General features: G+C 67.4%; 27 protein-coding genes. 6 read left to right on the plus strand and 21 right to left on the minus strand.

The features are described 5' to 3' along the window. Window positions 1-76 precede the first annotated feature (76 nt). Window positions 77-286, plus strand: coding sequence for a twin transmembrane helix small protein (locus BKK79_RS08780; RefSeq protein WP_071010892.1), 210 nt, complete (start codon window positions 77-79; stop codon window positions 284-286). Between the two features lie 171 nt (window positions 287-457). On the opposite strand, the gene BKK79_RS08785 is transcribed toward BKK79_RS08780, so the two are convergent. From BKK79_RS08785 to BKK79_RS08815, 8 genes are all read right to left on the minus strand, one after another. Then, on the minus strand, window positions 458-1,318 hold the full coding sequence (locus BKK79_RS08785; RefSeq protein ID WP_071010891.1) for a cytochrome c oxidase subunit 3: 861 nt from the start codon (window positions 1,316-1,318) through the stop codon (window positions 458-460). A 116-nt stretch (window positions 1,319-1,434) separates the two neighbouring features. Next, a complete protein-coding gene (locus tag BKK79_RS08790) occupies window positions 1,435-1,647 on the minus strand; it encodes a DUF2970 domain-containing protein (RefSeq protein WP_071010890.1) in 213 nt (70 codons plus the stop codon). An 89-nt stretch (window positions 1,648-1,736) separates the two neighbouring features. Further along, window positions 1,737-2,360 (minus strand): cytochrome c oxidase assembly protein, encoded by a 624-nt coding sequence (locus tag BKK79_RS08795; RefSeq protein ID WP_071016025.1) that lies wholly within the window; start codon window positions 2,358-2,360, stop codon window positions 1,737-1,739. Window positions 2,361-2,378: 18 nt separating this feature from the next. Then, window positions 2,379-2,510: a cytochrome oxidase small assembly protein gene (locus BKK79_RS40265; RefSeq protein ID WP_231908020.1), complete on the minus strand. Its 132-nt coding sequence runs from the start codon at window positions 2,508-2,510 to the stop codon at window positions 2,379-2,381. Window positions 2,511-2,599: 89 nt separating this feature from the next. Beyond that, window positions 2,600-4,222 (minus strand): cytochrome c oxidase subunit I, encoded by a 1,623-nt coding sequence (gene ctaD, locus BKK79_RS08800; RefSeq protein WP_071037545.1) that lies wholly within the window; start codon window positions 4,220-4,222, stop codon window positions 2,600-2,602. A 41-nt stretch (window positions 4,223-4,263) separates the two neighbouring features. Further along, complete coding sequence (gene coxB, locus BKK79_RS08805) at window positions 4,264-5,517, minus strand: cytochrome c oxidase subunit II (protein ID WP_071010888.1); 1,254 nt, start codon at window positions 5,515-5,517, stop codon at window positions 4,264-4,266. A gap of 25 nt (window positions 5,518-5,542) precedes the next feature. Then, window positions 5,543-6,091 (minus strand): DUF2244 domain-containing protein, encoded by a 549-nt coding sequence (locus BKK79_RS08810; protein WP_071010887.1) that lies wholly within the window; start codon window positions 6,089-6,091, stop codon window positions 5,543-5,545. Between the two features lie 221 nt (window positions 6,092-6,312). Next, complete coding sequence (locus BKK79_RS08815; RefSeq protein ID WP_156811107.1) at window positions 6,313-7,248, minus strand: methyltransferase domain-containing protein; 936 nt, start codon at window positions 7,246-7,248, stop codon at window positions 6,313-6,315. Window positions 7,249-7,266: 18 nt separating this feature from the next. Between BKK79_RS08815 and BKK79_RS08820 the strand changes: the two genes are divergently transcribed. Next, the gene (locus BKK79_RS08820; protein ID WP_232346286.1) at window positions 7,267-8,109 is read left to right on the plus strand and encodes a ComF family protein; all 843 of its coding nucleotides are present in this window, start codon (window positions 7,267-7,269) and stop codon (window positions 8,107-8,109) included. A 199-nt stretch (window positions 8,110-8,308) separates the two neighbouring features. Further along, the gene (gene trmL / locus BKK79_RS08825; protein ID WP_071010885.1) at window positions 8,309-8,779 is read left to right on the plus strand and encodes a tRNA (uridine(34)/cytosine(34)/5-carboxymethylaminomethyluridine(34)-2'-O)-methyltransferase TrmL; all 471 of its coding nucleotides are present in this window, start codon (window positions 8,309-8,311) and stop codon (window positions 8,777-8,779) included. A gap of 38 nt (window positions 8,780-8,817) precedes the next feature. Here the strand turns inward: trmL and BKK79_RS08830 are convergent, their stop codons facing one another. From BKK79_RS08830 to BKK79_RS08850, 5 genes are all read right to left on the minus strand, one after another. Beyond that, window positions 8,818-9,813: a Bug family tripartite tricarboxylate transporter substrate binding protein gene (locus BKK79_RS08830; protein ID WP_071037547.1), complete on the minus strand. Its 996-nt coding sequence runs from the start codon at window positions 9,811-9,813 to the stop codon at window positions 8,818-8,820. 76 nt (window positions 9,814-9,889) lie between these two features. Then, the gene (locus BKK79_RS08835; protein ID WP_071010883.1) at window positions 9,890-10,909 is read right to left on the minus strand and encodes an NAD(P)H-dependent glycerol-3-phosphate dehydrogenase; all 1,020 of its coding nucleotides are present in this window, start codon (window positions 10,907-10,909) and stop codon (window positions 9,890-9,892) included. 130 nt (window positions 10,910-11,039) lie between these two features. Further along, window positions 11,040-11,558: a protein-export chaperone SecB gene (gene secB / locus BKK79_RS08840; RefSeq protein WP_071010882.1), complete on the minus strand. Its 519-nt coding sequence runs from the start codon at window positions 11,556-11,558 to the stop codon at window positions 11,040-11,042. Window positions 11,559-11,699: 141 nt separating this feature from the next. Then, on the minus strand, window positions 11,700-11,957 hold the full coding sequence (gene grxC, locus BKK79_RS08845; protein ID WP_071010881.1) for a glutaredoxin 3: 258 nt from the start codon (window positions 11,955-11,957) through the stop codon (window positions 11,700-11,702). A 129-nt stretch (window positions 11,958-12,086) separates the two neighbouring features. Then, entirely contained in the window at window positions 12,087-12,500 is a 414-nt protein-coding gene (locus BKK79_RS08850; protein WP_071010880.1) for a rhodanese-like domain-containing protein, read from the minus strand. A 153-nt stretch (window positions 12,501-12,653) separates the two neighbouring features. Between BKK79_RS08850 and gpmA the strand changes: the two genes are divergently transcribed. From gpmA to BKK79_RS08865, 3 genes are all read left to right on the plus strand, one after another. Beyond that, entirely contained in the window at window positions 12,654-13,400 is a 747-nt protein-coding gene (gpmA, locus tag BKK79_RS08855) for a 2,3-diphosphoglycerate-dependent phosphoglycerate mutase (protein WP_071010879.1), read from the plus strand. Window positions 13,401-13,557: 157 nt separating this feature from the next. Then, a complete protein-coding gene (locus BKK79_RS08860) occupies window positions 13,558-15,153 on the plus strand; it encodes a S41 family peptidase (RefSeq protein ID WP_071010878.1) in 1,596 nt (531 codons plus the stop codon). Between the two features lie 97 nt (window positions 15,154-15,250). After that, window positions 15,251-16,000, plus strand: coding sequence for a HesA/MoeB/ThiF family protein (locus BKK79_RS08865; RefSeq protein WP_071016021.1), 750 nt, complete (start codon window positions 15,251-15,253; stop codon window positions 15,998-16,000). A 44-nt stretch (window positions 16,001-16,044) separates the two neighbouring features. Here the strand turns inward: BKK79_RS08865 and mnmH are convergent, their stop codons facing one another. From mnmH to gshB, 8 genes are all read right to left on the minus strand, one after another. Next, entirely contained in the window at window positions 16,045-17,148 is a 1,104-nt protein-coding gene (gene mnmH, locus BKK79_RS08870) for a tRNA 2-selenouridine(34) synthase MnmH (protein WP_071037548.1), read from the minus strand. Continuing rightward, on the minus strand, window positions 17,148-18,191 hold the full coding sequence (gene selD, locus BKK79_RS08875; protein WP_071037549.1) for a selenide, water dikinase SelD: 1,044 nt from the start codon (window positions 18,189-18,191) through the stop codon (window positions 17,148-17,150). Before selD ends, mnmH begins: the two co-directional genes overlap by 1 nt. Before the next feature lie 186 nt (window positions 18,192-18,377). Then, window positions 18,378-18,857, minus strand: coding sequence for a bacterioferritin (bfr, locus tag BKK79_RS08880; RefSeq protein ID WP_071010875.1), 480 nt, complete (start codon window positions 18,855-18,857; stop codon window positions 18,378-18,380). A 149-nt stretch (window positions 18,858-19,006) separates the two neighbouring features. Further along, the gene (locus BKK79_RS08885) at window positions 19,007-19,312 is read right to left on the minus strand and encodes a (2Fe-2S)-binding protein (protein WP_071010874.1); all 306 of its coding nucleotides are present in this window, start codon (window positions 19,310-19,312) and stop codon (window positions 19,007-19,009) included. Between the two features lie 237 nt (window positions 19,313-19,549). Further along, on the minus strand, window positions 19,550-21,313 hold the full coding sequence (gene ptsP / locus BKK79_RS08890) for a phosphoenolpyruvate--protein phosphotransferase (RefSeq protein WP_071010873.1): 1,764 nt from the start codon (window positions 21,311-21,313) through the stop codon (window positions 19,550-19,552). 67 nt (window positions 21,314-21,380) lie between these two features. Next, the gene (locus tag BKK79_RS08895) at window positions 21,381-21,650 is read right to left on the minus strand and encodes an HPr family phosphocarrier protein (protein WP_071010872.1); all 270 of its coding nucleotides are present in this window, start codon (window positions 21,648-21,650) and stop codon (window positions 21,381-21,383) included. Further along, window positions 21,619-22,074 carry a PTS sugar transporter subunit IIA gene (locus tag BKK79_RS08900; RefSeq protein ID WP_071010871.1) on the minus strand — a complete coding sequence of 152 codons (456 nt, stop codon included), beginning with the start codon at window positions 22,072-22,074 and terminating at the stop codon, window positions 21,619-21,621. Before BKK79_RS08900 ends, BKK79_RS08895 begins: the two co-directional genes overlap by 32 nt. Window positions 22,075-22,132: 58 nt before the next feature. Then, window positions 22,133-23,086, minus strand: coding sequence for a glutathione synthase (gene gshB / locus BKK79_RS08905; protein ID WP_071010870.1), 954 nt, complete (start codon window positions 23,084-23,086; stop codon window positions 22,133-22,135). Window positions 23,087-23,108 lie beyond the last annotated feature (22 nt).

Raw genomic sequence — 23,108 nt, forward strand, 5'->3', positions numbered from 1 at the left:
CAGCCTCCCGCCATGGCCGAGCCCGGTGCGATAATGGCCGCTTTCGCCTTGCCGAAACCGCTCGCCTGCCCCCGTCATGCGCATCGTCATCGTCATTGCCTTCATCCTGATCATCGGCAGCCTTGCCAGCGCGCTCTTCTTCATGATGCGGGATCGCGGCAGGACCCCCAACATGATGCGCTCGCTGATGTTCCGCGTCGGCTTCTCGGTGGCATTGTTCCTCTTCATCCTGTTCTCGCACTGGATGGGCTGGATCCAGAGCACCGGCATCCGCATGGGGCCCTGAACCTGCCTGCGCCGGGCAGTTGCAGCACCGGCCCTCCCAAACGAAAAAGCAAGCGCCGCAGGATCCCAGCCAGCCTGCGGCGCTTGCTTTTCTAGTTCTGCGCGCATTCGCCGGCCGCCTCCCTGCGACCAGCGCGTGCCGCCGCAGGTGCGGCGGCACGGCGATGCCTGCTTACAGCCAGTACACGACGATGTAGAGGAACAGCCAGACCACATCGACGAAGTGCCAGTACCATGCGGCGCCCTCGAAGGCGAAGTGATGCTCGGGGGTGAAATGGCCCTTCAGCACGCGGCCCAGCACCACCGCCAGCATGATCGCACCCATGGTCACATGGAAGCCGTGGAAGCCGGTCAGCAGGAAGAAGGTGGAACCGTAGATGCCCGAGGTCAGCTTGAGATTGAGCTCGCTGTAGGCGTGGTGGTATTCGTAGGCCTGGAAACCCATGAACACCGCGCCCAGCAGGATGGTCAGCACCAGGCCCTGGATCACCTGGCTGCGCTTGCCCGCCAGCAGCGCGTGGTGCGCCCAGGTCAGGGTCACGCCCGAGGTGAGCAGCAGCGCCGTGTTGATGGTCGGGATCGGCCACGGCCCCATGGTCTGGAAATTCTCGATGGTGCCGGCCGGGCCGCTGTTCGGCCACACCGCGGCAAAATCGGGCCACAGGATCTTGTTGTTCAGGTCCCCCAGCCACGGCATGGCGATACTGCGCGCGTAGAACAGCGCGCCGAAGAAGGCGGCGAAGAACATCACTTCGGAGAAGATGAACCAGCCCATCGACCAGCGGAAGGACAGGTCGATGTTCTTGCCGTAGCGCCCGCCCTCGGATTCTCCGATCGCGTCGCCGAACCAACTCTTGAGCACGAACAGGAACCACAGAAGGCCGACCGCGAACAGGTACGGCGCCCAGGCCTGGCCGTTGACCCAGCCGGCGGCGCCGCCACCTGTCATCAGCAGGCCGAAAGCCGCCGTGATCGGGTGGCGCGACGGGCCCGGTACAAAGTAGTACGGCGCGTTTGCGCGATTCGCACTCATGCTTTTCTCTCCAGCTCTTTGGTCTCAGATACCGCGGTTGTTATCTATTCATCCGGCCTGGATGCTGCCGGTGCCACGTGTTGTCATGTCTTGTCTACCCCGGGGCTTGCCGCGGCTCACCCCACCACCATCCGCACGATGACGATCAGCGCGGCGATGAAGAGCGCCGCGCCGAGCAGGCCTGCGATGATCACGTGAAGCGGATTCAGCCGGGCCATGTCACGCTCGTGCTCGGCCCCCTTGCGCAGGCCGATAAAGGACCAGAACACTGCACGCAGCGTCTGCCAGAACGACATCTTGCGCTTGACCGCATCCTTCAGTTCATCCACGCCGCCCTGCCTCCTTGCGTGCCGGCCCGTATCCTGGCCCGTATCCTGGCCCATATCCCGGCCCGGTGCCCTGCTGCCCGCGGCCCGGTTCAGCCGCCCTTCGCCGCCGGGGCCGGCGCGTCATCCAGCGCCCCCTGCGGTGCCTGCGCCACCGGCGTACCCACCTCGAAGAAGGTGTACGACAGGGTGATATTCTTCACGTCCTTCGGCAGCGCCGGGTCGATCACGAACACCACCGGCATCTCGCGCGCCTCCTTCGCCTTCAGCGTCTGCTGCTTGAAGCAGAAGCATTCGATCTTCTTGAAGTACTGCGTCGCCTGCTTCGGGGCGTAGCTCGGGATCGCCTGGGCGGAGATGTCGCGGCTCTGCCCGTTCGCCACCTCGTACACGATCGTCGTCATCTCGCCCGGATGCACTTCCATGCTGTGCTTCACCGGCCGGAAGGCGAACGGCCCGCGTGCGTTGGAGTCGAACTCCACCGTCACCGTGCGGCTCTTGTCGACCTGCGTGTTCTTGGTCGTGCCGCCATACAGGTCGCGCGTGGTCAGCACGTTCAGGCCGGTGAGGTCGCAGATCTTGCGGTACAGCGGCACCAGCGCGTAGCCGAAGCTGAACATCAGCGCCACCACCACGAGCAGGCGCAGCAACATGCCGCGGTTGAAGCGGCGATCGCTGTCGCGCTCCGCCTGTACTTGCTGCTGGTCCACTTCCATGCCGTCCACCTCGCAGGCTCAGCCCAAGAGCACCATCTTGGCAAAGAAACCCAAGAAGAAAACCAGCGCGATGGAGAAAAGGATCAAGCCGAGGCGCCGGTTGGCGGCCTTGCGATCCGGCTGCGATGGGGTTCTGTCTGGATGCTGCATCTCGACTGCCATTCCGACTGCCTCTACCACTTCCGTTGCGCGGGCGGGCACCACGCCGACGAATTCCGGCCCGGTGCCCGCGGCGGGACTCACTTCACTTGCGGCGGGACTTCGAAGGTGTGGAAAGGCGCCGGCGAGGGCACCGTCCACTCCAGGCCTTCCGCCCCTTCCCAGGGCTTGTCGGCTGCCTTCTCGCCGCCACGGTAGGACGGCAGCACCACGAAGAAGAAGAAGTACACCTGCATCAGGCCGAAGCCCAGTGCCCCGATCGAGGCGATCGCGTTGAAGTCCGCGAACTGCACCGGGTAGTCGGCATAGCGGCGCGGCATGCCGGCCAGGCCGAGGAAGTGCATCGGGAAGAAGGTGACGTTGAAGAAGATGATCGAGCCCCAGAAGTGGATCTGGCCGCGCGTCTCGTTGTACATGAAGCCGCTCCACTTCGGGCCCCAGTAGTAGAAGCCGGAGAACAGCGCGAACAGCGAGCCGGCCACCAGCACGTAGTGGAAGTGGGCCACGATGAAGTAGGTGTCCTGCAGCTGGATGTCGATCGGCGCGACGGCCGGCATCAGCCCGGTGAAGCCGCCGATGGTGAACACGAAGATGAAGCCGATCGCGAACAGCATCGGGGTCTCGAAAGTCATCGAGCCGCGCCACATGGTGGCGATCCAGTTGAAGATCTTCACCGCCGTCGGCACCGCGATCAGCATGGTCGCGTACATGAAGAACAGCTGGCCGGTCACCGGCATGCCGGTGGTGAACATGTGGTGCGCCCACACGATGAACGACAGGATGGCGATCGAGGCGGTCGCGTACACCATCGAGCTGTAGCCGAACAGGCGCTTGCGCGAGAAGGCCGGCACGACCTGCGAGATGATCCCGAATGCCGGCAGGATCATGATGTAGACCTCGGGGTGGCCGAAGAACCAGAAGATGTGCTGGTACATGACCGGGTCGCCGCCGCCCGCGGCGGAGAAGAAGCTGGTGCCGAAATGGCGGTCGGTCAGCACCATGGTGATGGCGCCGGCCAGCACGGGCATGACGGCGATCAGCAGGTAGGCCGTGATCAGCCAGGTCCAGCAGAACATCGGCATCTTCATCAGCGTCATGCCCGGGGCACGCATGTTGAGGATGGTCACGATGATGTTGATCGAGCCCATGATGGACGAGGCGCCCATGATGTGCATGGCGAAGATGGCCATGTCCATGCCCGGGCCCATCTGCACCGACAGCGGTGCGTAGAGGGTCCAGCCCGCGGCGGTGGCGCCGCCCGGCACGAAGAACGACAGCACCAGCAGCAGCGCGGCCGGCGGCATCAGCCAGAAGCTGAAGTTGTTCATCCGCGCGAAGGCCATATCGGAGGCGCCGATCTGCAGCGGGATCATCCAGTTCGCGAACCCCACGAAGGCCGGCATGATGGCGCCGAACACCATGACCAGGCCGTGCATGGTGGTGAACTGGTTGAACAGTTCGGGGCGGAAGAACTGCAGGCCCGGCTCGAACAGCTCGAGGCGGATCAGCAGCGCCAGCACGCCGCCGGACAGCAGCATGGTGAAGGAGAACAGCAGGTACAGCGTGCCGATGTCCTTGTGGTTGGTGGCGAACAGCCAGCGGCGCCAGCCGTGCGGGTGGTCGTGGGCGTGATCGTCGTGGGCGTGATCGTCGTGGCCGTGCTCGTGCGGATGGGCCAGTGCGTCAGGGCTAGCAGTACTCATTCCGGAACTCCTGAAATCCTGTTCTTTCCTTGCGTCCACGATCAGCCTGCGACGCGGTTGCCCGCGAGGCTGGCCTGCTTGCCTGCGGCTTTGTCGTCCGCCTTGGGCTCGCCTGCCCCCGCGGCGCCGCCGCCCTCGGGGAACTTGCCGGTGCGGGCACCGGCGAAGTCGCGCGGCTGGATCACCTCGCCGGTATGGTTGCCCCAGTTGTTGCGGGTGAAGGTCATCACCGCCGCCAGCTCCGTGTCCGACAGGTGCTTCCACACGGGCATCGCGCCCTTGCCCTCGAGCAGGATGTGCATCTGGCCGGCATCCGGGCCATTGACGATCTTGGAGCCGTCCAGTGCCGGGAACGGTCCGCCGCCCTTGCCGTTGGGCTGGTGGCAGACCGCGCAGTTGGCCAGGTAGACCTTCTCGCCGCGCGCCTTCATTTCATCCAGCGTCCAGGTCTTGTTGGGATCGTCCGCCTTGGCCGCCATCTCCTTCTTCTTGCCGTCGACCCACTTGGTGTAGTCGGCGTCCGAGACCACGCGCACGACGATGGGCATGAAGGCATGTTCCTTGCCGCACAGCTCGGCGCACTGGCCGCGGTAGACACCGATCTTCTCCGCCTTGAACCAGGTGTCGCGCACGAAGCCGGGAATCGCATCCTGCTTGACGCCGAAGGCGGGGATCATCCAGGCGTGGATCACGTCGTTGGCCGTGGTGACGACGCGGATCTTCTTGTTGACCGGCACCACCATTTCGTTGTCCACCTCCATCAGGTAGGTGTTGCCCTTGGGTGCCTCGTTGTTGATCTGCTCGCGCGGGGTGGTCAGGGTGGAGACGAAGGAGATGCCCTCGCCTTCGCCCTTCAGGTAGTCATAGCCCCACTTCCACTGGTAGCCGGTGGCCTTGATGGTGATATCGGAGTTGGTGGTGTCCTTCATCGCCACCACCGTCTTGGTCGCCGGCAGGGCCATGGCGATCACGATCAGGAAGGGGACCACGGTCCAGACCACTTCGACCGTGATGCTCTCGTGGAAGGAGGCAGGCTTGGCCCCCTTGGACTTGCGGTGCTTGAACACGGAGTAGAACATCACGCCGAACACGCACACGAAGATCACGGTGCAGATGATCAGCATCATCCAGTTCAACCAATGGATCTGCTCGGCGATCTTGGTGACCGGCTCTGCGAGATTGAGCTGACGCACGGCGGGACCGCCTGGCATGTCGGTGACTGCCGGCGCCGCCTGGCTGACGAGCAGGGATGCGCCGGCCAGACATGCTGCGGATGCCTTCTTCCACATTTTCATTTTGTTATCTACCCAATTTACAGATTCAAATCTGTCCCACGCCTAGGTCCGGCGGCCGCTCCTCGGAGCGGCGCAGGGCAGTCGCGAGTTCCTGCGCGAACTTCCGGCGCGCGCTCGGGACCAGGAACTTCCCGACCCGCACGACACGCCCGCCCGAGCGCAATGTGACCAGCGCCCGGGAAGATTCACCCGACTCGACCCGCACCCAATGCGGGTTGAACTCCTGCCGCGACACCTTGCCGGCACTGGCTGTCTCCACTACCAGTTTTCCGCCTGCAAGGCTGACACGCTCATAATCCACTGCGTGCCGCGCATATACCAGCAGGGCAATCCCCAGCCCGATCAGGTCCAGGCCGGCAAAAGGCAGCACGAGCCAGTACCCCCACCACGCAATGAGCAGCGCGATGGCGAACGAAATGCATACGATGGAAAGGTAGAACCAGCCGACCTGGCGTGGAGAAAGCGAACAGTTGCGCTTCATCAGCCAGTCGGTGCACAGCGCCGGTCGAAGTCCGTTCAGACCTGCAACGGACTCATCTCGTGCCATCTGGAATGCGATACCCAAGTCTTGCATCGCCCACCACTCTGCATCGGATGCGTGCCCGGACGATGTCACCCAATTTCAAGGCGCCGGAGCGCTGTTATCTGCGGGTGGATTGTGCCAGGGGACCACTGCGACAAACTGGCGCATTATAGGGCGCTTCCCAGGCTCGAACAAGCCGCGACTTGCGTTCCGGGCTGGCGTCCGGCGTGAAATTGTGCTTGTACTTTGCGTATCTTGACGAACGCGCGGAGCTATGCGCGGGGCCGCCCGCGGCCGATGCGATCGAGCGGGACCACCGCATTGCCCTGCGCATCGAGTGGCTGGCCGGCACGCGGCGGCAGCTTCCAGGCATGCCCGTAGACGACCTCGAAGGTGAGCGCGATCTCGCCCTGGGCATTGCGCCGGCGCTCCAGCGCGGCCAGCAGCGCCGCATGCCAGCGGCGTCCGCGCAGGCCTCCGCCGGGGCGGCGCAGCCCGCCCATGGCATGGACCTCGCGCAGCAGCGTCTGCGGATTCTCGTAGGTGATCGTCAGCGTCTCCATGTCCATCACCGGGGTGGACCAGCCGCTGTGCACCAGCATGTCGCCGATATCGTGCATGTCGACGAAGCGCAGCGTGTGGACATCGCCGTCGACCTCGGCGAAGGCCTCGCGCAATTCCTTCAGCGTGTCCGGCCCGAACAGCGAGAACAGCACCAGCCCGTCCGTGCGCGTCACGCGGTGCCACTCGGGAAATACCAGATGCGGTTCCGGGTGCCAGTGCAGGGCCAGATTGGACCAAAGCATGTCAAAGCTGTCGGCGGCGAAAGGCAGCGTGGCAAGATCGCCCTGCACCAGTTCGAACAGCGGGCGCTTGCCCAGCATGCGCCCGATCCAGCCCGGCCGGCGCTGGGGGTCGCGCTGGCCGGCCTCGCGCAGCATGGCCGCCGACACATCGAGGCCCGCGATCTGCGCATCCGGATACTGCGCGCGCAGCGCGGCCAGGCCCTGGCCATGGCCGCAGCCGATATCGAGCGCCCGGCCGGGCGTCAGCCGGATCAGTTGCATGCGCTCCTGCATGCGCTGGCCGATCTCGCCGAAGAGGAAATCGAGCTGGTCGAAGGCAGCGCTGCGCCTGTCGAAGGCGAGGCGGGTCAGCCGCGTGGACGGCAGGAAGGCATCGGGAGAAGCAGCGGCATGCAGGGACACGGACAAACCAGGCAGCGGATGGAAGACGACAAGGCACCGCGCGCACCCGTCGACGCCAGGGCGCCGGCCGCGGCGCGGGAGGACGAAGCGCAAGTATACGCGCGATGCGCCGGGCGGGCCGGCGGCCGCGCAGCCGGCCGCGCCCTGGCCCTCGGCCGGGCGGCGTGGCGGGCCTGCCTGGATGCCTTGCTGCCGTGCGCCTGCGCCCTGTGCGGGCAGGTCCAGCGGGAGGTCGTCTGCGCCGGCTGCGCGCAGGACCTGCTGCCCGTGGTGCCGCGCTGTCCCGTGTGCGGCCTGCCTGCCGGCCGGTCCGCCGGCGGCGCTTCCCTGCCCTGCGCCGGCTGCCGCCAGGCAGCGCCGTCCTTCGACGCGGCACTGACCCTTGGCGACTACGCGCCGCCGCAGGACAGCCTGGTGCTGGCACTCAAGTTCGGCGGCGTCCTGCCGCTGGCCGGCTGGCTCGCCGCGCAGCTCGCCGGGCGGATGGTCCGCTCAGGGTTTCCAGCGCCGGCACTGCTGGCGCCCGTGCCGCTGGCGCCGCGCCGTCTCGCCACGCGCGGCTTCAACCAAGCCTGGGAAATCGCCAGGCCGCTGGCACGGCAGCTCGGCGTCCGGGCCGACCCGGTGCTGCTGAGGCGCCGGCGCGAGACATCGGCGCAGAGCGCACTGGATCTGGCCGCCCGCGGGCGCAATGTGCAGGATGCGTTCGCCTTGTCCGTGCCGGCACGGCTGGATGGCCTGCATGTCGGCCTGGTGGACGATGTGATGACATCGGGGGCCACGCTGGCGGCGGCGGCACGCACGCTCAAGGCCCATGGCGCCGCGCGCGTCACGGTGCTGGTGGCACTGCGCACGCCGTGAACGAACGGCGCACCCGGCCATCGCGGGCGCGCCGCCGACACAACGGCGCAGGGTGCGGCAAAATGTCGCAGGCCGGGCTGCGCGCGCAAGCCCCCGCCCGGAGCACGCCGCCGGCGTGACAGCGGCCGCCGGCACGCGGTAAGCTGCGCCTCGTCTCATCACCGCCTTGCCGCGCCGGGCACAGCCCCGGCCACCTGCCATGTTCAACGTCGTCCTGGTCGAACCGGAGATCCCCCCCAATACCGGCAATGTCATCCGCCTGTGCGCCAATACCGGTGCGCGCCTGCACCTGGTCAAGCCGCTCGGCTTCCCGCTCGACGATGCCCGCATGCGGCGCGCCGGGCTGGACTACCACGAGTACGCCGCGATGCGCGTGCACGAGAACTGGGAAGCCCTGCTCACCGACGAACGGCCGGACCCGGCCCGCATGTTCGCGCTGACCACCAAGGGCTCGACGCCCTTCGGCCAGGTAGCGTTCGCGCCGGGCGACTGGTTCGTGTTCGGTTCGGAGACGCGCGGCCTGGCGCCGGAGCGGCGCGAGTGGTTTCCGCCCGCGCAGCGCATCCGGCTGCCGATGCGCCCCGACAACCGCAGCCTGAACCTGTCCAACACCGTCGCCGTGGTGGTGTTCGAGGCCTGGCGGCAGAACGGTTTCGCCGGCGGCGCCTGAGTTTTTCCGCGCCGCTCCGGGCGGCAATACCGGGGAGGCTATTCGGGCTGCACGCCGGCCGCGCGGATCACCTTGGCCCAGCGCAGCTTCTCGCTTTCCATGGTCCGGCGCAGGGAATCCGGCGCCGTGCCGGCCGGCGCGAAGTACTGCGCGCGCAGCTTGTCGCGCACGTCCTCGCTCTGGAGGATGGCGACCACCTCGCGGTAAAGCCGTTCGACGATGGGCGCCGGCGTACCGGCTGGCACCAGCACCGCCTGCCACGAGATCGCCTCGAATCCGGGGTAGCCCGACTCGGCCACCGTCGGTACTCCCGGCAACAGCGCGGTCCGCCCGCTGCTGGTCACCGCCAGCAGCCGCAGCTTGCCCGCGCTGACCAGCGGCATGGCGATCGCCGGCACCATGAAGCCGGCCTGCACCTGCCCGCTGGCGATCGCCGTCGTCACTTGCGGAAAGCCAGGATAGGGCACGTGCTGCAGTTCGATGCCGGCCATCGCCTTGAGCTGCTCCATGGCCAGGTGGGCGGCACTGCCGCTGCCAACGGACCCGTAGTTGAGGGCACCGGGCTTCGCCTTGGCCAGGGCCACGAACTCGCGCAGGTTCCTGGCCGGCAGGCGGGCATCGATGACCAGCACGTTGGGCGAGGTGGCCACCAGGCTGACGGGTGCGAGCTGGCGCACCGGATCGTAGCCCAGGTGGCGCCACAGCATCGGCGCGGTCACGAGCGGACCGTTGATGGTGAACAGCAGCGTGTAGCCATCCGGCGCCGCGCGCGCCACCATGCCGGTGCCGATATTGCCGCCGGCACCCGGACGGTTCTCCACCACCACCGGCTGACCCAGTGCGCCCGCCAGCTTCTCGGCCAGCAGGCGGGCGTTCAGGTCGGGCGAAGAGCCCGGGGGAAACGGCACGACCATGCGCAAGGGACGGGCGGGCCAGGATTCGGCCCGCGCGAACGGCGCGGCCGCGCAGACGCCTGCCGCCGCCAATGCCAGCAGGATGCGGCGGCGGTTCATCTGGGCAATGCTGCGGGACATGAAATCCTTCAAGGAAATGGAAGCAGGTTGCGCACGGTCCGGCCAAGACGCCAGACCGTGCGGGCCGCGCGCGGCGTCACTCGTCGCGCGCGTCGCGCTGGAGCAGGCGCGAAACCGCGTCAGACACGGCCAGCCCTTCGAACAGTACCGCGCAGACCGCGCGCGTGATCGGCATCTCCACGCCGCTGGCTTCGGCCAGGGCCGCCACCGCCTGGGCGCAGCGCACGCCTTCGGCCACATGGCCCAGTTCGGCCAGGATCTGGTCGAGTGTCTTGCCCGCGGCGAGCTCGCGTCCCACCTTGCGGTTGCGCGACAGGTCACCGGTGGCGGTCAGGATCAGGTCGCCCACGCCGGCCAGGCCCATGAAAGTCTCGGCGCGTCCGCCCAGCGCCAGGCCGAGGCGGGTCATCTCGGCCAGGCCGCGCGTGATCAGCGCCGCCCGCGCGTTGAGCCCCAGCCCCAGGCCGTCGCTGGCCCCGGTCGCGATGGCCAGCACGTTCTTGACCGCCCCGCCGACCTCGACGCCGATCAGGTCATCGCTGCCGTAGATGCGCATCGCATGGTGGTGGAAGGCAGCCTGTGCCAGGTCGGCCAGCCCGGGCGAGCGGCCCGCGACGGTCAGTGCGCAAGGCAGCCCCGCGGCCACCTCCCGTGCGAAGCTGGGACCGCTCAGCACGCCATAGTCGACCGAGCCGTCCGCCACGCCGGCCGCGGCCAGTTCGGCCCGCACCATCTGGTGGGGCAAGGCCTGCGTGCCGGCCTCGAAACCCTTGCACAGCCACAGCATGCGCAGGCGCCCGCCGCGGCGCGCGGCCAGTCGCCGCGTCATCTCGCGCAGCCCGGCTACCGGCGTGGCCACGATCACCAGGCTGTCGGGCGTATCCATACCATGGGCAGCGGCGCGCTCGAAGTCCGGCTCCACCGCCAATCGTGCTGACAAAGCCACACCGGGCAGGTAGGCGTCATTGCTCCGCGTCGAGGCGATGGCGGCGAGCTGCGCGGCGTCGCGCCCCCACAGCACCACCTCGTGCGCGGCGGCGGCATGGCTGGCGAGCGCGGTACCCCAGGCACCGGCGCCAAGGAAGGCGATGTTCATGTCAGTCGGAACGGAAGATCTGCGCGTTCGATGGTAGCGCGGGATGGCGGCGGGCGGAATCCGCGCGCCGCCGCCGCAATGAAAAACGGGGCCGCAGCCCCGTCCTGACAGCGTCTGCCGGTGGCCCCGATCAGTGGCGGGCCTGGCTGCCGTCGGGCATCACGATGCCGCTGTTGCCTTCCTGGGCACCTTCCGCCTCGGCCATGGCGGCCTGCAGGCGCTGCTCGTAGAGCGCCTGGAAGTTGATTTCCGACAGGTGGATGGCCTGGAAGCCGGCGCGCGTGATCACGTCAGCGATATTGCCGCGCAGGTACGGATAGAGGATGGTCGGGCAGGCGATGCCCAGCAGCGGGTCGAGCTGCTCCATCGGCACGTTGCGGATGTCGAAGATGCCGGCCTGGTGAGCTTCCACCAGGAATGCCACCTTGTCCTGCACCTTGGTCGTCACGGTGCCGGTCACGACCACTTCGAAGATGCCTTCCTGCAGTTGCGCGGCGCCGACGTTCACCTGGACTTCGACCGAAGGCGCCTCGGTTTCCAGGAAGATGGCGGGCGAGTTCGGCTGCTCGAGCGACATGTCCTTCAGGTACACGCGCTGGATGTTGAAGAACGGCTGGTCGTCTTGCTGCTGGTTTTGCTGATCGCTCATGAAAGGCTTCCGGGATTGGCGTGGAGCGCCAGGGCCGGCCGCCGGCACGCCTTCGGGCGGCCGGCCGGGCCGGGCCTGCGCCCGGTTGGAAAAGGCATATGGTACATGACGCGGGTGGCGATTTCACCCGCTCGGCGGCGCTCAGGCAGCCAGCAGCGGTACCAGGCCGCCCTGGCGGTCGAGCGCGGACAGGTCGTCGAAGCCGCCGACGTGGGTGTCGTCGATGTAGATCTGCGGCACGGTACGACGGCCGGTGCGCGCCATCATTTCCTCGCGTTTGCCCGGTTCGCGGTCGATCAGGATCTTTTCGATCGACTCGACACCCTTGGACTTGAGCAGGCGCTCAGCCATCTGGCAATAGGGACACACCACGGTGCTGTACATGACGACTCGTGCCATGCGGCATTCTCCTATACGACTTTACGAGTTTTCAGCTTGCGATTTGTGACTCGGGATCCTCGATCCACGACAAATCCTGACCCGGACGCGGACGCCTGAGCGGCTGGGGGCATCCGCGCCCCGGGGTGATTACTTCACCACCGGAAGACCAGCCTGCTGCCAGGCGGCCAGGCCGCCGTCCAGCGAATAGACCTCACTGTAACCGGCTTCCTTCAGGGCTGCATGCGCCTTGCCCGAGCTCTGCCCGGTCTGGCACACCACGATGATGGGTACGGACTTGTCCTTTGCAAGGCCGGCGGCACGAGCCGCCAGGTCGCTCAGCGGCGCGCTCTTGGCCTGCGGCAGGTGACCCTTGGCGAACTCCGCGGCTTCGCGGATGTCCACCACCACCGCATTGCGCTTGTTGATCATCTGCGTGGCAATGGTCGTGTTGACGCGCTTGCCACCCGCGCCCCGGGAGATCGTCGGCCAGGCCAGCAGGCCACCCGACACCACGGCGACGGCGATCAGGGCGAGGTTGTTGTAGTCGGCAAAGAAATTCACGTTGGCATTCCGGTGGGTTGGGTCGGCGGCATTATAAAATACGCAGTTTCGCGCCCGCGGCGAACGGGCCTGCCGCCATTGTCTCTTATTTGACACATGGGGCCCTGCCGCCGCGGCCGCCGCGCCAGATCACCCACTCTCTCGGAAAGCAGCATGTACAAGCTCGTCCTCATCCGCCACGGCGAATCGACGTGGAACCTCGAAAACCGCTTCACCGGCTGGGTCGACGTCGACCTGACCGAAACCGGCGCCGCCCAGGCCCGCCAGGCCGGCAAGCTGCTGAAGGAAGCCGGTTTTGCCTTCGACATCGCCTACACCTCGGTGCTCAAGCGGGCCATCCGCACCCTGTGGCACGTGCAGGACGAGATGGACGAGATGTGGATCCCGGTGCGCAACGAATGGCGCCTGAACGAGCGCCACTATGGCGCCCTGGCCGGCCTGAACAAGTCCGAGACCGCCGCCAAGTTCGGCGACGAACAGGTGCTGGTCTGGCGCCGCAGCTACGACACCCCGCCGCCCGCGCTGGAGCCGGCAGACCCGCGCGCCTCGTACGCCGACCCGCGCTACGCCGGCGTGCCGCGCGAACAGATTCCGCTGACCGAATGCCTGAAGGACACCGTGGCGCGCGTGCTGCCTCTGTGGAACGAATCCATCGCTCCGGATATCAAAGCGGGCAAGCGCGTGGTGATCGCCGCCCATGGCAACAGCATCCGCGCCCTGGTGAAATACCTCGACCAGATCTCGGATGACGACATCGTTGGCCTCAACATCCCCAATGGCACGCCCCTGGTGTATGAGCTCGACGCCGACCTGCGGCCGCTGCGCCACTACTATCTCGGCGACCAGGAAGCGATCGCCGCTTCGCTGGCCGCTGTCGCCAGCCAGGGCAAGTCGCGCTGAACCCCTGACGGCGTGCGTGCGCCGGCCCACCGGCCGGCGGGCGCGCGCCGACCGTTTCCCCGCCACCCTCTTATACTGTCGGACATTGCGGCGCCCGGCCAGCCACTGAGGCCGGCCCGATCCGCAACCCCACTCCTTACTCGTTCAGGCAGCCCTCATGCGTAAGACGCTAAAGAACATCAGTCTGGTTTCTGTCGGCCTCGTCGCCGGCGTACTGGCGACGCTGCAGATCTCCGCCACCGCGCAGAACGCGTCCGGGCCGCTGCCGCTCGACCAGCTGCGGCTGATGGCCGACATCTTCGGCCAGATCAAGCGCGAGTACGTGGAACCGGTCGATGACAAGCAGTTGCTGACTGCCGCCATCAAGGGCATGGTATCCAGCCTCGACCCGCACTCCGCCTACCTGGACGAAAAGGACTTCAAGGAACTCCAGGAGGGCACGCGCGGCCGCTTTGCCGGGCTCGGCATCGAGATCTCGCAGGAAGACGGCCTGGTCAAGGTGATCAATCCGATCGAGGACACGCCCGCCTTCCGCGCCGGCATCCAGCCGGGCGACCTGATCACCCGCATCGACGACAAGCCGGTGCGTGGCCTGCCGCTCGAGCAGGCCGTCAAGCGCATGCGCGGCGAGCCGGGCACCAAGGTCACGCTGACGATCTACCGCAAGAGCGACGAGCGCACCTTCCCGGTGACGATCACCCGCGCGGAAATCCAGGTGCAATCGGTCAAGACCAAGCTGCTCGACCATGACATCGCCTGGGTGCGCCTGACCAGCTTCCAGGAACGCACCGTGGCCGACCTGGGCCGCAAGCTGAGCGAGCTGGCGCAGAAGGACCCGAACCTCAAGGGCGTGATCCTCGATCTGCGCAACAACGGCGGCGGCGTGCTGCAGGGTGCGGTCGGCGTGGCCGCGGCCTTCCTGGGCAACGATGCGGTGGTGGTCTCGACCAACGGCCAGGTACCGGATGCCAAGCGCGTCTACAAGGCCTCCTTCAGCAACTACCGCCTGTCCTCGCTGGACGACGATCCGCTCAAGGACCTGCCGGCCCTGTACAAGACGGTGCCGATGGTGGTGCTGACCAACGCCTATTCGGCCTCCGCCTCGGAAATCGTCGCCGGTGCGCTCAAGGACCATCACCGCGCCCTGATCATGGGCAAGACCACGTTCGGCAAGGGCTCGGTGCAGACCGTGCGCCCGCTGCCCAACGATACCGGCATCAAGCTGACCATCGCGTACTACTACACGCCGAGCGGCAAGTCGATCCAGGCCTGGGGCATCCGTCCGGACATCCCGGTCGACCAGAACCCGGATGGCGACCCGGACGACGCGCTGGTCACGCGCGAGATCGACACCGAGCACCACCTGCACAACAAGCAGGAGTCCGAGCTGCCGGAAATGCAGGGACGCGAGCAGCGCCGTGTCGAGGAACTGCGCCGCCTGGAAGAAGAGAACGCGAAGAAGACGCCGGAAGAACGCGAGAAGGAACGCAAGAAGAAGCCGATCGAGTTCGGTTCGGCCGACGACTTCATGCTGCAGCAGGCCATCAACCAGCTCACCGGCAAGCCGGTCCTGCGCTCCAAGTCGCGCCTGGAACTGGCTGACGAGAAGGCGGCCAAGCCGGTGGACAAGAAGCCCGGGAAATCTCCCGCGGCCAAGCCGGCCCCGGCGCCGGCCGCCCCCGCCAACGGCGCGCCGCCGGCCAGCTCCCCGCTCGGCGAGCCGCTGGGCACGCCGACCGGCAAGGCGCCCTGAGGCGCACCGAGCGAGCGGCCCTGCGGGGCCGCTTTTTCTTTGGCTCCCGGCCCGGCCGGGAGCCTCAGCGAACCTTGGGGAAATCATGTCCGCCGCCATGAACGACGACCAACTGCTGCGCTACTCGCGCCATATCCTGCTGGACGAACTCGGCATCGAGGGCCAGGAGCGCCTGCTGGGCGGGCATGCACTGGTGATCGGCGCCGGCGGCCTTGGTACGGCCGCCCTGCCCTACCTGGCCTCGGCCGGCGTCGGCACCATCACGGTGGTGGACGACGACGCGGTCGACCTGACCAACCTGCAGCGGCAGATCCTGCATACGACGGCCAGCATCGGCCGCGCCAAGGTGGAATCGGCGCGCGAGGGCATGCTGCGCATCAACCCCGGCATCGCGGTCCGCACCGTCGCGGCACGCGTGGGAGAGGCCGAACTGGCGGCGCTGGCCGCCGAGGCCGACGTGGTGCTCGACTGTTGCGACAACTTCACCACGCGGCAGGCGGTCAACCGCGCCTGCGTGCGCCACCGCGTCCCGCTGGTGTCCGGTGCCGCCCTGCGCTTCGATGGCCAGGTCAGTGTGTTCGACCGCCGCCTCGACGATGCGCCCTGCTACGCCTGCCTGTTCCCGCCGTCGGAACCTGCACCGGAGGTGGCATGCGCCACCATGGGCGTGTTCGCGCCGCTGGTCGGCATGGTGGGAACGGTACAGGCGGCTGAAGCGCTGAAGCTGCTGGCCGGTATCGGCGACAGCCTGGCCGGCCGCCTGCTGATGGTCGATGCGTTGCGCATGGAATGGACCACGATGAAACTGATGCGCGTGCCGGGCTGCGAGGTATGCGGCGGCGCCTGAGGCCCGGCTGAGGCCCGACTGAGGCCCGACTGAGGCCCGACTGCTCAGGCTGCCGGCGCGCTGCGCGCCCGCAGGTAGTCGGTCACCGCGGCGCGATCGCCGCGGAAGATGATACGGGCCTCGCGCGACTCGCGCTGGTAGGCATACATGGGATCGTAGTAGTGCTGCAGCAGCACCATGATCCAGCCATGGTGCAGCTCCACGTCCCCCGTGCTGGCCTGGTGCGCCAGCGCCTGTTCGAGCAGCGCCGACAGCCGCCCGTAGCGCGCCCCGCCCAGCCTGCGCGCGATGCCGGCCATGGCCTCGCGCAAGCGCTCCGCGTATGCCGCAAAGCCGGCCTCCGGCCCGCGCGCGGCGATGAAATCAGCGCACAGGCCCTGCACATAGTCGCGCAGCACGCGCTGCACGCGCTCCTCGAAAGAAACTTCCACCCAGACCAGCGGGCTCTGCTGCATGCGATCGTAGAGCCCGAGCGGCAACACCCGGCTGCCGACGAAGCGCCCCTCATCCTCCAGCACGATGGCCCGCCAGCCGTCCTCGCGGCGCCGGAGCAGGTCGATGGCCAGGGCATTCTCGAAATCGATCTGGCTGGGCTGCGCCTGCGCGCGCCGCCCGAAGCTCGACCCGCGGTGCCGGGCCAGCCCTTCCAGGTCGACCGCGGCACCGAGGTCGCTCAGGATCTCGGTCTTGCCGCTGCCGGTCAGCCCGCCCAGCACCAGCAGGTTCCCACGCGCGGCCTGGTCGGTCACACCGATCAGGTAGCCGCGCATGGCCTTGTAGCCGCCGGCGATGCGCGGGTAGTCGATGCCGGCTTCCGAGCGCAGCCACTGCTGCACGATCTGCGACCGCATGCCGCCGCGGAAGCAGTAGAGGAAACCGTCCGGATGGGCATTGGCGAAGCCGGCCCACGCGGCCACGCGCGCGGCCTTGCGCTCGCCCGATACCAGGTGATGGCCAAGTGCGACGGCTGCCGCCGGCCCGTGCAGGTGGTAGGACAAGCCGACCTGGTGGCGCTCCTCGTCGTCCATCAGCGGCAGGTTCACCGTGCCGGGAAACGCGCCACGCGCGAATTCGGCCGGGGCACGGACGTCGAGCAGCGGCACGCCGGCCAGCAAGACTCCGCGATAATCGGTGCTATCCGCCCGCATCAAACCACCTCGACCGCATGCTCGCCGCGTGCCACCAGTTCGCCGATCGGTGCCAGCGACAGGCCGAACTCCGCGCACGCCGCCAGGAAGGCCGGCTCGCCCTCCGGCTCCACCGCCACCAGCAGGCCGCCGCTGGTCTGCGGATCGCACAGCACGGCGCGGCGCGCGGTATCGAGCGCGCCGATGCGATGACCGTAGCTGTCGAAATTGCGCTGGGTGCCGCCGGGCACGCAGCCTGCCGCGACATAGCGCGCCACCTCGGGCAGCACCGGCACGGCAGCGTAGTCCAGGCGTGCGCTCAGCCCGCTGCCGTCGGCCATCTCGACCAGGTGCCCGAGCAGGCCGAAGCCGGTCACGTCGGTCATCGCACGCACGCCGGACAGCCGGCCGAAGCGGCTGCCGGCGCGGTTGAGCACGCACATCCAGTCACGCGCGAGGTGGATATCCTCGGGCCGCAGCGCGCCCTTCTTCTCGGCGGTGGTCAGCACGCCGATGCCCAGCGGCTTGGTCAGGTACAGCCGACAGCCGGCCACCGCAGTGTCGTTGCGCTTCAGGTGGGCGCGCTCGACCACGCCGGTCACGGCGAGGCCGAAGATCGGCTCCGGTGCGTCGATCGAGTGTCCGCCCGCGAGCGGAATGCCGGCCTCGTCGCAGGCCTTGCGTCCACCGGCGACCACTTCGCGCGCCACCTCCGGCGGCAGCACGTTGACCGGCCAGCCGAGGATGGCGATGGCCATCAGCGGATCGGCGCCCATCGCATAGATATCGCTGATCGCGTTGGTGGCGGCGATACGGCCGAAGTCGAACGGGTCGTCGACGATGGGCATGAAGAAGTCGGTGGTCGAAACCACGCCGCGTTCGCTGTCGGGGGCGCCCAGGGCGTAGACCGCGGCATCATCGCGCGAGGCATTGCCCACCCACAGGCGCGGATCGGCATGCTGCGCCCCGCTGCCCGCGAGAATGACATCGAGCACTTTCGGGGAAATCTTGCAGCCACAGCCGGCGCCGTGGCTGTACTGCGTCAGACGGATGGCATCGGCCATGGACGGACTCCTGTCGGCGATACGGAATTCTGGCGTGGGAATTCGGCTGTGGATGGGAATCGAAGCGGGAACGAGAACCCTTACGGCGGGAGGCCGAGCGCCCGTTCGACGGCGCGGATGCGCCGCGGCGGGCGCTGCCGCTGGCGGGCGGCGTAGCAGCGGGCCGGGCGGCCCGCCTGGGGCGGATCAGTGCTCGCCCGGCTCCATCTGCGACTGCAGATAGTTCTGCAGGCCGACCTTGTCGATCAGGTCGAGCTGCGTCTCCAGGTAATCGATATGCTCTTCGGTATCGGTCTGGATATCGACGAGGATCTCGCGGCTCACATAGTCCCCCACCGACTCGCAATAGGCGATGGCTTCCTTGACGGTGGCGTGCGCGCCTTGCTCCAGCTTCAGGTCGCACTTGAGCATCTCGGGCGTGTTCTCGCCCAGCAGCAGCTTGTGCAGGTCCTGCAGGTTGGGCAGCCCGTCCAGCATCAGGATGCGGTCGATCAGGCGATCGGCGTGCTTCATCTCACCGATCGATTCCTTGTATTCCACGTCGCCGAGCTTCTTCAGACCCCAGTGGCGATACATGCGCGCGTGGAGGAAATACTGGTTGATCGCGGTCAGCTCGTTCTTCAGCTGAGCGTTGAGATACTGGATGACCTTCTTGTCACCTTTCATTAGCGGCTCCTGTTGCATCGGGGCCCGCTGAAACGCGATGCGGCGCCGACGCGCCGCATGCAGTCATCCAAGGGGAACGTGCCGAACCGGAGGAACGTACGCCAGGGGACGTACGGACGCGCGCGATGAAGCGATGATCGCGCGCGAGTTCAGGCAACCAGCGCGGTGCGCTGGTCGTTCGCGACTGCCGGGTCCCGAGTGTCCATTATGGCACGCGACCCTGGCTGCGAACAGGAAGAAATTTCCGTAATCTGGATCACGGCGGTGGTAGTGGCCTTCATGGCGCTGGCTGCCGCCACGCCTTCGCACAGGACCTGCTGCGCGCATTCGCGGCAGCGGCCGCAGCAGGTGCCGACACCCAGCGTTTCCGCCAGTTCGTCGAGCGTGGATACGCCCAGATGGACAGCACCGTGGATCTCGCGATCCGTGACCTGGTTGCAGATGCAGACGTACACAAATCCCTCCTTGGGTCGGCGGTCACACCGGCATGTCACCGCCAATGAACGTCAGCTTAACAGAGATCGAAAATGATAACAATTCCCATTAAGCCTCATGTGACGACCCCTGCCCGACGTCTTTGAATGTCGATGACAGCCCACAAAACCACGGGCTCCCGCACGCACATCCCGAACAAAAAGCGAAGAAAAGGCCGCACACGGCGGCCTCGATTCAGCGCAATACCCGCAGAGCGATCAGGGTTGATTGAGCTGGCACAGCACGGCCGCCTGCTCCTCCGGGTCATAGGCTTCCAGCAGCTGGTCGACCTGGCCCGTCAGCCTGCCGCAGTCGGCGTGCAGCACTTCCTGCTTGACGCGCAGCAGCTGGGTGGGATGCATGGAGAACTCGCGCAGTCCCATGCCCAGCAGCAAGCGGGTCATGGCCGGGTCGCCGGCCATCTCGCCGCACACGGCCACCGGCACGCCAGCCTCGTTGGCCTCGCAGATGGTACGGGCGATCAGCTGCAGCACCGCCGGATGCAGCGGATCGTAGAGATGGGCCACGGCGTTGTCGGCACGGTCGATGGCCAGGGTGTACTGGATCAGGTCGTTGGTGCCGATCGACAGGAAGTCCATGCGCTTGAGGAACAGCGGCAGCATCAGCACCGCCGCCGGGATCTCGATCATCGCCCCGACCTTGAGGTTGGCATCGAAGGGCTGGCCGCGCTCGTCCAGCTGGCGCTTGGCCTGCGCCAGCAGCTCCAGGGTCTGGTCGATCTCGCGCGCGTGCGACAGCATCGGGATCAGGATCCGCACCGGGCCGAAGGCGGAGGCGCGCAGCAGGGCGCGCAACTGCGTCAGGAACATGGCCGGCTCGGACAGCGACCAGCGGATGGCGCGCAGGCCAAGCGCAGGATTGAGCGCGGTCTCGAACTCCTCGCGCCCTTCCAGCGGCTTGTCGGCGCCGATATCGATGGTGCGGATCGTGACCGGCAGGCCGTGCATGGCCTCCACTGCGGCCCGGTAGGCCTCGAACTGCTCATCCTCGCCGGGCAGTTCGCCACGCCGGTTCATGAACAGGAACTCGGATCGGAACAAGCCGACGCCGACCGCGCCGGCGGACAGCGCAGCGCCCGCGTCCTCGGCCATCTCGATATTGGCCAGCAGGTCGACTTCCTGCCCGTCCAGGGTCACCGCCGGCGTGTGGCGCAGGCGCTGCAGGCGCTTCTTCTCGAGCATGCGCTCGCTCTGCCGATGCCGGTACTCCTCCAGGATGATGGCGGACGGATCGACGATCACCAGCCCCGCATCGCCGTCGATGATGATCCAGTCTTCCTGCCGGATCAGCTCGCTGGCGCTGGCCACGCCGACAGCTGCGGGGATGTCCAGGCTGCGTGCCACGATGGCGGTATGCGAGGTGCGCCCGCCCAGGTCGGTGACGAAGCCATGGAAAGCCGTATTGCGGAACTGCAGCATGTCGGCCGGCGAGATATCGTGCGCCACCACGATGACACCGGGTGTCGCCACGCCGTCCGCGCCGAGCGCCGGGGCCGGAGCCGGGGCCGGCGTCAGAATCGGCGCACCCGCCAGCACCTTGAGGATGCGCTCGACCACCTGCTGCAGGTCGGCCTTGCGCTCACGCAGGTATTCGTCCTCGATCTCGTCGAACTGGCGCAGCAGTTCCTCGAGCCGTGTGGTCAGCGCCCACTCCGCGTTGTAGCGGCGCGTGCGGATCAGGGTCTCGGGCTCCTGCGCCAGCATCGCGTCGTCGAGGATCATCGCGTGCACATCGAGGAAGGCGCCCATCTCCTCGGGCGCGTCGCGCGGCAGGTCGCGCTTGAGCGCCGCCAGTTCGTTGCGCACCGCGGCGCGTGCCGCGCGCAGGCGCTCGACCTCGGCCTCGAGCTTGTCTTCGTCGATCAGGTAGTGCGACACGTCGAGCGCCGCCGGCGCAAGCAGGTGCGCGCGGCCGATGGCGATTCCGCGCGATACCGGGATGCCGTGCAGGGCAAAGGACATGTGCCGCTCCGTCGTGGAACGTTGAAGTGGATACCGTGGAACCGGGGTCCCGGCTGCCTGGCCTGCCTTATTCGCCTTCGCCGAAGCGGTTGCCGATCAGGGCCACCAGCGCTTCCATGGCGTCCTGCTCGTCGGGTCCCTCGATCTCGATGGTGACCGTGGAGCCGATGCCGGCGGCCAGCATCATCACGCCCATGATGCTCTTGGCGTCGACCTGGCGGCCATTTCGCGACATCTTGATCTGGCTGACGTAGCTGCCGGCCAGTTGCGTCAGCTTGGCGGAGGCGCGGGCATGCAGCCCGAGCTTATTGATGATGGTGACGTCCCTCTGCAGCATATTTGTCGGGATGATTGGCGGTTTGGTTCTGGACGGAGGTGCTGCCGACCTGCAGCACGCCTTGCGAGCCGCCGGCCAGCGCCTTGGCGGCGAGCTGGTCCAGCTTTTCGCTGCGGTAGCAGATGGCGCGCACCAGCATGGGAAGATTGACGCCGGCCAGCACCTTGACGCGGCCCGGGTCGGCCAGGCGGGCGGCGATATTGGCAGGGGTGGCGCCGAAGATATCGGTCAGCACCAGTGCGCCGTTGTCTTCGCAGATCGCCGCCAGGCGCCGCCGTGCGTCGGCCAGCACCGTGGCAGGGTCGGCGTCCGGCAGGACGTCGATCGCCTCGAGCCGTTGCGGCGTGCCGCAATAGACGTGGGCCGCGCAATCGCGCAGCGCGGATGCGAGCGGCGCGTGCGCGATGATCAGAATGCCTGCCATGATGGTGGATCCGTTGGACTGCCTAAGATTGTATCAGGCACCCCGGGACCGCCAGTGCTCAGCGCGGCATCGACGCCACGGCACGCTCGAGCGCGTCGACGAACATGGACGCCACGTGGAAGCCGGTCTGCTGGGTGATTTCCTGGAAGCAGGTCGGACTCGTCACATTGATCTCGGTAAGGTAATCACCGATCACATCCAGACCGACCAACAACAATCCACGCTCCCACAGCCGCGGCGCCAGTGCCTCGGCGATGGCGCGGTCGCGCGCCGACAGGGGTTGGGCACGGCCCATGCCGCCGACCGCCAGGTTGCCGCGCACTTCGCCGGCCATCGGCACGCGCGCCAGCGCGTAGGGGACCGGTTCGCCGCCGATCAGCAGGATGCGCTTGTCGCCGTCCTTGATCTCGGGGATGTAGCGTTGCGCCATCAGCGTGCGCGCGCCGTTGTCGCCCAAGGTCTCGACGATGGCACCCAGGTTCATGCCGTCGGCGCCGACGCGGAACACGCCCATGCCGCCCATGCCGTCCAGCGGCTTGATGACGATGTCACGGTGCTCTGCGTGGAAGGCGCGGATGCGGCCCATGTCGCGCGACACCAGTGTGGGCGCGGTGAACTGCGGGAATTCGCCGATCGACACCTTCTCGGAGTGGTCGCGGATCGCGCGCGGCTTGTTGAACACTCGCGCGCCCTGCGCCTCGGCCAGCTCCAGCAGCCAGGTGCTGGTCACGTACTCCATGTCGAAGGGCGGATCCTTGCGCATCAGCACGGCGTCGAAGGCGGCCAGCGCCTGCGCCGCCGGCTCGCCCACCTCGTACCAGTCGTGGCCGTCGCCGCGCAGCGACAGCGGGCGCACCAGCGCCTCGACCCGCTGGTTCACCAGCGACAACTGCGACTGCAGGCAGAAGAACAGTTCGTGCCCGCGCGCCGCCGCCTCGGTCATCATGGCGTAGGTGGAGTCCTTGTACGTCTTGAACGTCTCGAGCGGATCGGTGATGAAGAGAATACGCATGGTGCTGCCCGGTTGCTGGGTT

Source organism: Cupriavidus sp. USMAA2-4 (genome assembly GCF_001854305.1).
Taxonomy (GTDB): Bacteria; Pseudomonadota; Gammaproteobacteria; order Burkholderiales; family Burkholderiaceae; genus Cupriavidus; species Cupriavidus malaysiensis.

What these genes read in the sequence shown, in the direction of transcription:
- BKK79_RS08780 (WP_071010892.1), top strand. Translation starts at nt 77, where the DNA reads ATGCGCATCGTCATCGTCATTGCCTTCATCCTGATCATCGGCAGCCTT.
- BKK79_RS08785 (WP_071010891.1), bottom strand. Translation starts at nt 1,318, where the DNA reads ATGAGTGCGAATCGCGCAAACGCGCCGTACTACTTTGTACCGGGCCCG.
- BKK79_RS08795 (WP_071016025.1), bottom strand. Translation starts at nt 2,360, where the DNA reads ATGGAAGTGGACCAGCAGCAAGTACAGGCGGAGCGCGACAGCGATCGC.
- BKK79_RS40265 (WP_231908020.1), bottom strand. Translation starts at nt 2,510, where the DNA reads ATGCAGCATCCAGACAGAACCCCATCGCAGCCGGATCGCAAGGCCGCC.
- ctaD (WP_071037545.1), bottom strand. Translation starts at nt 4,222, where the DNA reads ATGAGTACTGCTAGCCCTGACGCACTGGCCCATCCGCACGAGCACGGC.
- coxB (WP_071010888.1), bottom strand. Translation starts at nt 5,517, where the DNA reads ATGAAAATGTGGAAGAAGGCATCCGCAGCATGTCTGGCCGGCGCATCC.
- BKK79_RS08810 (WP_071010887.1), bottom strand. Translation starts at nt 6,091, where the DNA reads ATGCAAGACTTGGGTATCGCATTCCAGATGGCACGAGATGAGTCCGTT.
- BKK79_RS08820 (WP_232346286.1), top strand. Translation starts at nt 7,267, where the DNA reads ATGGAAGACGACAAGGCACCGCGCGCACCCGTCGACGCCAGGGCGCCG.
- trmL (WP_071010885.1), top strand. Translation starts at nt 8,309, where the DNA reads ATGTTCAACGTCGTCCTGGTCGAACCGGAGATCCCCCCCAATACCGGC.
- BKK79_RS08830 (WP_071037547.1), bottom strand. Translation starts at nt 9,813, where the DNA reads ATGTCCCGCAGCATTGCCCAGATGAACCGCCGCCGCATCCTGCTGGCA.
- BKK79_RS08835 (WP_071010883.1), bottom strand. Translation starts at nt 10,909, where the DNA reads ATGAACATCGCCTTCCTTGGCGCCGGTGCCTGGGGTACCGCGCTCGCC.
- secB (WP_071010882.1), bottom strand. Translation starts at nt 11,558, where the DNA reads ATGAGCGATCAGCAAAACCAGCAGCAAGACGACCAGCCGTTCTTCAAC.
- grxC (WP_071010881.1), bottom strand. Translation starts at nt 11,957, where the DNA reads ATGGCACGAGTCGTCATGTACAGCACCGTGGTGTGTCCCTATTGCCAG.
- gpmA (WP_071010879.1), top strand. Translation starts at nt 12,654, where the DNA reads ATGTACAAGCTCGTCCTCATCCGCCACGGCGAATCGACGTGGAACCTC.
- BKK79_RS08860 (WP_071010878.1), top strand. Translation starts at nt 13,558, where the DNA reads ATGCGTAAGACGCTAAAGAACATCAGTCTGGTTTCTGTCGGCCTCGTC.
- BKK79_RS08865 (WP_071016021.1), top strand. Translation starts at nt 15,251, where the DNA reads ATGAACGACGACCAACTGCTGCGCTACTCGCGCCATATCCTGCTGGAC.
- mnmH (WP_071037548.1), bottom strand. Translation starts at nt 17,148, where the DNA reads ATGCGGGCGGATAGCACCGATTATCGCGGAGTCTTGCTGGCCGGCGTG.
- selD (WP_071037549.1), bottom strand. Translation starts at nt 18,191, where the DNA reads ATGGCCGATGCCATCCGTCTGACGCAGTACAGCCACGGCGCCGGCTGT.
- bfr (WP_071010875.1), bottom strand. Translation starts at nt 18,857, where the DNA reads ATGAAAGGTGACAAGAAGGTCATCCAGTATCTCAACGCTCAGCTGAAG.
- ptsP (WP_071010873.1), bottom strand. Translation starts at nt 21,313, where the DNA reads ATGTCCTTTGCCCTGCACGGCATCCCGGTATCGCGCGGAATCGCCATC.
- BKK79_RS08895 (WP_071010872.1), bottom strand. Translation starts at nt 21,650, where the DNA reads ATGCTGCAGAGGGACGTCACCATCATCAATAAGCTCGGGCTGCATGCC.
- BKK79_RS08900 (WP_071010871.1), bottom strand. Translation starts at nt 22,074, where the DNA reads ATGGCAGGCATTCTGATCATCGCGCACGCGCCGCTCGCATCCGCGCTG.
- gshB (WP_071010870.1), bottom strand. Translation starts at nt 23,086, where the DNA reads ATGCGTATTCTCTTCATCACCGATCCGCTCGAGACGTTCAAGACGTAC.